Source organism: Desulfobaculum sp. (assembly GCF_054921475.1).
In genome coordinates, this window is sequence record NZ_JBUDSW010000255.1 from 1 (window position 1) to 5,169 (window position 5,169).

At 63.4% G+C, this 5,169-nt stretch carries 8 protein-coding genes; all 8 read left to right on the forward strand.

Going from position 1 to position 5,169, the window contains the following annotated elements; genetic code table 11:
- Positions 1–120: 120 nt before the first annotated feature.
- Positions 121–312: a hypothetical protein gene (locus tag ACY69P_RS13930; protein ID WP_459902067.1), complete on the forward strand. Its 192-nt coding sequence runs from the start codon at positions 121–123 to the stop codon at positions 310–312.
- A gap of 4 nt (positions 313–316) precedes the next feature.
- On the forward strand, positions 317–538 hold the full coding sequence (locus tag ACY69P_RS13935; protein WP_462327911.1) for a DUF4258 domain-containing protein: 222 nt from the start codon (positions 317–319) through the stop codon (positions 536–538).
- Complete coding sequence (locus ACY69P_RS13940) at positions 535–1,113, forward strand: hypothetical protein (RefSeq protein ID WP_459902069.1); 579 nt, start codon at positions 535–537, stop codon at positions 1,111–1,113. The genes ACY69P_RS13935 and ACY69P_RS13940 overlap by 4 nt, the downstream gene beginning before the upstream one ends.
- The gene (locus ACY69P_RS13945; RefSeq protein WP_459902070.1) at positions 1,100–1,522 is read left to right on the forward strand and encodes a hypothetical protein; all 423 of its coding nucleotides are present in this window, start codon (positions 1,100–1,102) and stop codon (positions 1,520–1,522) included. Before ACY69P_RS13940 ends, ACY69P_RS13945 begins: the two co-directional genes overlap by 14 nt.
- Positions 1,519–2,859 (forward strand): replicative DNA helicase, encoded by a 1,341-nt coding sequence (locus ACY69P_RS13950; RefSeq protein WP_462327912.1) that lies wholly within the window; start codon positions 1,519–1,521, stop codon positions 2,857–2,859. Before ACY69P_RS13945 ends, ACY69P_RS13950 begins: the two co-directional genes overlap by 4 nt.
- A 41-nt stretch (positions 2,860–2,900) precedes the next feature.
- Positions 2,901–3,122 (forward strand): hypothetical protein, encoded by a 222-nt coding sequence (locus tag ACY69P_RS13955; RefSeq protein WP_459902072.1) that lies wholly within the window; start codon positions 2,901–2,903, stop codon positions 3,120–3,122.
- 28 nt (positions 3,123–3,150) lie between these two features.
- Positions 3,151–4,221 carry a hypothetical protein gene (locus ACY69P_RS13960; protein WP_462327913.1) on the forward strand — a complete coding sequence of 357 codons (1,071 nt, stop codon included), beginning with the start codon at positions 3,151–3,153 and terminating at the stop codon, positions 4,219–4,221.
- 62 nt (positions 4,222–4,283) lie between these two features.
- Positions 4,284–4,958 (forward strand): hypothetical protein, encoded by a 675-nt coding sequence (locus ACY69P_RS13965; RefSeq protein WP_459902074.1) that lies wholly within the window; start codon positions 4,284–4,286, stop codon positions 4,956–4,958.
- Positions 4,959–5,169: the final 211 nt, after the last annotated feature.

The window sequence follows — 5,169 nt, forward strand, 5'->3', positions numbered from 1 at the left end:
TGTATCACCGCGTCCGGCATCAGGCCCAAGGCCCGGCCGGGGGCGGCGCCGTGCCGAAAACGGGCGGGTAGTGGCCTGCCTGAGCTTCTTTGCGTGGTTCATCCAACAGGGGGAACAGCCATGAACAGCAAAGATGACCGCATTGCGGAACTTGAGGACGTCATCCTGCGGCTGAATGCCCGCATCACGCGGGTGAATTCGCGGAACCTGTGCCTGTCTCAGCGCCTCGATAAGTTGGTGGTGGAGAATTCGCTCCTTGCCGAACGGCTCGACGAACTGGAGGACTCCGCCGCCGAGAGGTCCGAGGAGTGACGCCATGCTGGAAGCCAGCGCGCATGCGCAGATCAGGATGGCGCAACGCGGCATCTCCTACCGGCAGGTGAGGGAAACGGTGCTCTACGGCAAGCGCCGCTCGCAGTTTGGCGGGCGCGTCGCCCATCAGCTCCGCCGCATTGTCGTCATCACCGACGGCGTGGACACCGTCATCACCGCGTGGCGTATGCCGCGAGGCCACAAGGTGGACCGGAGGCGGCTATGACGGAGCGCCAAAAACGCGAATGGCTCGACCGCCACACCTTCTACTGCGAGGCGCTGCACCTGCGTCTGACTCCAGACGAATGCCGCGCAATGCGAAACCGGCCTGTGGTGGCGTTTACCTTTGACGTTCCGCTTCGGCCGCTCCCATGTGGACGTTGCCTTGACTGGCAACGGGCCGAGCCGGGTGGGGTGGTTCTTTCCTCTTCGCGGGCGTTTGAGGGGCCGCGCCGGACAGGGCGACGGTTGAAACGCCTTGAATCGCCGCCGACATCACCAGAAGTGCTCCTTGCCCGCGCCCTCAGCATCGCCGAGTGGGACGAGCGCCGGCGGACACCGCTGGATGAGCTTGTCCGCGTCTACAACCTCTGGGCGGAAGTCTGCGAGGAGCCGCGCTATCCCGAAGATTCCATTGTGCAGATGATCCGCGACCGGGGCGGCAGCGTGCCGCTGCGACGGTTTGTTTGCAAAGGCGAGCGCGGGCGTTGCGTCTGCGCCAGTGACCGGCTGGACCGCTGGGTGGCCTATGTCCAGCTTCGATGCACAACGCAGGAGGACACACGGCATGAAGAAGTTTGACGACGGCGTCAATGGCCCCGGCGGCGTGCGCGTCGATTCCGACGGGCAGATTTCCCTGGTCGCACACTTGCAGGCCTTGGCGTCATACCGCCAGCGTCTGGCCCGTGCGGAAACCAAGGCCAAGCTGGCTTTGCAAATGGAGCTCGACGCCTGCCAACGCCGGCTTCACACCTTTGCCGGGCTTATCCGTTACCGCCGGGAGCTGGTGCGGGCGCGAAGCGTGTGCTTTGGGCTGGCTATGCGCTGTGACGCAAGCGGGCGCCCGGAGGAGGCCTCGTGGTGGGATGCCGCCATGACGCGCCTGCACGCCGAAATGCGCGAGACGGATGTCCAGATTCAGGAATGGCTGCTGGCCGAGGCCGGATGGGGCGATATCCCCGGCGCCGGGTATGCCGGGATGCCGCAATGATGAAAAACGTGCCGCCCCACAGCATCGAGGCCGAGGAATTTGTGATCGGATCCTGCCTTATGCGCCCCGGCATCATCGAGGAAGTGGCGGGGCTGATTAGCGCTGACGACTTCTACGACCAGCGCCTTGGAAAAATCTTTGCCGCCATTATGGCCCTGTCGCGTCAGAGCGCGCCGGTGGACCTTGTGTCCGTGTCCGAGACGCTGGGCGCTCTTGGTGACCTCGACGCCGTGGGCGGACCGGCGCGCCTTGGCACCCTTGCCGAGGCGGTGGCGCTGCCTGTCCATGGTCCCAATGCGGCCCGCGCCGTGCGGGATAGAGCCCAGCGCCGCGCCATTATCCGCCTTGCCGAATCCCTTGTGCAGGGGGCGCAGGATCAGGGGGCGGAGCTTGGCGCGCTCGCCCTGGGCGCCCAGCGCAAACTGGACCTCGCCCTTGAGGACCGGAGCCTGTCGACCTCGCGCAGCGCCGGCGATTTAGCCATGGATTGGGTGGCCTCGCTGGAGCGCCTGCAGGAGGACGGCGGCGCGGGAATCCGCACGCCGTTTCATAAGCTGAACGGCCTGGTGACCGGCCTCGTCCCCGGGGAGGTCTTTGTGGTGGCCGGGCGTCCGGGAGGCGGCAAAACCGCGCTTGCCTTGAACCTCGCGCTCCACGCGGCGGAGCAGGGCTACGGCGTGGGCGTCTTTTCCATGGAGATGCAATCCGTCCTGCTCATGAACCGGCTGTGCGCGGCTGGCGGTGAACACGCGGTGTGCGGTGGCGGCCTTGTGGATGCCCAGCGCTTTCGCGACGGCAAATTCTCCCGCGCGGATTGGCAGGCCATTTATGAGTTTGCCGAGCGCGCCCGTGAGCTGCCGCTGTACTTCTCCGACAAGCCGTCCATCCGGCCAAGCGAAATGCGCGCCCAGGTGCGGCGGTGGAGCCGAATGGGCGTGCGTGTTGTGGCGGTGGATTACCTGCAGCTCATCACGCCTGAGAACCGGGGCGGCAGCCGCGAGCGCGAGCTCGCCGAGGCCAGCCGCCTGCTGAAAAATACGGCCGTGGAATGCGGCGTCAGCCTCATTTTGCTTTCCCAGCTCAACCGCGAATCCGAGAAGGCCAAGCGCCCGCTACTCTCGCACCTGCGCGAGTCCGGCGCCATTGAGCAGGACGCCGACATTATCCTCTTCATCGTGCCGTGGAAGACCAAGGGCATGGACGCCCAGGGTGACAACGTGGAGGTGGAGCTGGACGTGGCCAAGGGCCGGAATAACACGGTGGGATCGTTCAGGCTGGTGTACCGCAAAAAGTACCTGCGGTTCGAGAACGTGCCCTACGAGAAGAAGGGCGGATAGGGCGCAGCCGCCGAGAGATTGTGCGCCGCGCGGAGGATGCCATGGGAGGCTTTCCACGGCTGACACGGGATCAGGCCAAGGCGTGGGGCTATTGCGCGCACTGCTGCGCGTATTCCCCGCAGACGGACAGGCGCTTTTGCATGCTGTTTCGCGATGAGGCGCCGGGGCCGTTTTGCGACCTGTCGCCCGAGTATCTGGAATTCGTGCGGCGGATGTTCAAGCTGGACGGGCCGCGCTGGAGCGAAAGGCCCATGCAGTCCTAGGCCCGCGCCGAGGACGGGAGGTTTGAGAATGTCCATGAACAAGGATTTCCGGCTGCGTGTCGGAATGCTCGACCATCCAAAGACCATCCGGCTCTACGCGAGGTATGGCGGGGATGGCGTGTTGGCGCTTTTGAAACTGTGGGAGCACGCCGCCGTGTACAAATGCGACGGCATTTTCCGCAACAGCATCAAGGAGGATCTGCTCATAGCTGCGCGGCTCCGGCCCGGAGATCCGGCCGTGGACCTGTATGTGGAAACGCTTGTGTGGTTGAGGTTCGTGGATCTCTTGGACGAGGACGTCTCACTGGAGGAGTACGACTCAGACGAGGCCCGCGCTGAAGCGCTGGAGCGCGCCAGAGTGGATATCTGGTTCGACAGCCCGGAGGAGGTGGCCGAGTTCCTCGACGCCGCCGCTGCGGAAAATTTTCAGCCCGTCTTTGCGCTGCATAATTGGGTGCGCCACAACGCCTACGCGGCCAGAGCCTACGAACGAACCAAGCGCGCCAGCCGCAACGCGGCGCGGCGGTGGAGCGACAAAAAGGGCAAACGGAATGCTGCGCGCAATGCTGTTAGCAATGCCACCAGCAATGCCAATAGCAATGCCACCAGCAATGCCAATAGCAATGCTACCAGCAATGCCAGTAGCACTGCGGCTAGCAATGCCACCAGCAATGCTAATAGCAATGCTAGTGGCAATGCTCCTTCTCCTTCTCCTTCTCCTACTCCATCGTATAGTGTCCGGAGCGATTCAAATCGCTCCAAACCGTCCATGCCTGGTGAGGATCCCGTGTTCTGTTCCTTCCCTACGAATCGGAAAAACCAAACGTTTGAAGTGCTTATGAGTAAGATTGACGAGTGGAAGGAAAGCTATCCCGCCGTGGATGTGGAGCAGGAGGTCCGAAAATGCAGGCAATGGAACGTGGACAACCCGTCACGCCGCAAAACAGCGCGCGGCGTGCTTAAGCATGTGAGTGCGTGGCTTGCGCGCTGTCAGGACCGGGGCGGAAGTTATGGCCGCGGGGTGGATGCGTTCGATGGGCCGAAGGATGTGCGCTCATTCAGCGATGAGGAGCTGGAGCGCATGAAGACGCAGGGCTAGCCGGGCTGGACCTCTTTTCGTGAAGAAACGGTGAAATCCCACGGCGACACGTGACGGCTGCGGTGAACGAGAGTGAAAAGGGCGAGGAGCAGGTGACAAACGAGGGTGAAGCACACATGGACGAGCGTGAACGCTACATGACCCTGCTGGAGCGGTGCAAGGCAGCGCGGGAACGGGGCGAACGCCCAACGGTCAGCGACGATGAATTCCACCTGCTGCTGGCGTATTCGGACTCCCAAAAGGCCGTGGCCGCCTGCCTTGGCGTGGTGGAATCCGCTATCTCAAACCGCAAAAAGCGCCTGGAGGCGGCGGTTTCGCGCAGCGTCAGCCTGTTTTCGGCCAACAGGATTCTGGAGCGCCAGCTCTCCACGGCGGAGCAGCTGGACTCCATCGGCCGCCAAGCGCGCCTGCTTCTGGAGCTGGTGCACACCGTGCTGGAGGGCGAAACGCAGGAGGCCTACAGCGCGCGGGCTAAGCTGCTGCGCCTTGCTGGCGGGCGTTCGGACCTGCTGACGGCGTGCGTGAAGCTGCAGGGCGAGCTGCGCAAGCAGCTGGAGCTGGACTTCTCCATGAAGGCGAAAATCTACGACCTCAAGCAGGTGCAGGAGTTTCAGGCCGTGGTGCTGGAGGAGATCGGCAAGGCCGCGCCCGAGGTGCAAAAGCGCATCACGGAGCGGCTGGTGGAGGTGAATGCGGCGCGAAGCGCCTTGGACTTCGGAACGGGCGCGCAGGAGTAATCGTATTGCGCTGACGGGTACGGGGGGGAGGATTGGTGGCACAGCGTATGCGTTTGCAGGCCAAAAAACACGGAGAATCCGGAAGGGCCGAAGCGGGCGGCTGTAAGGCGCGAGAATCGAAGCCATATTGAGGAAGCTCAAAGTTTACACAATTGCTATTATGAGACAATAGGCAGCTAACGATATTACGCGCAGGGCGGGGGTTTTGGGC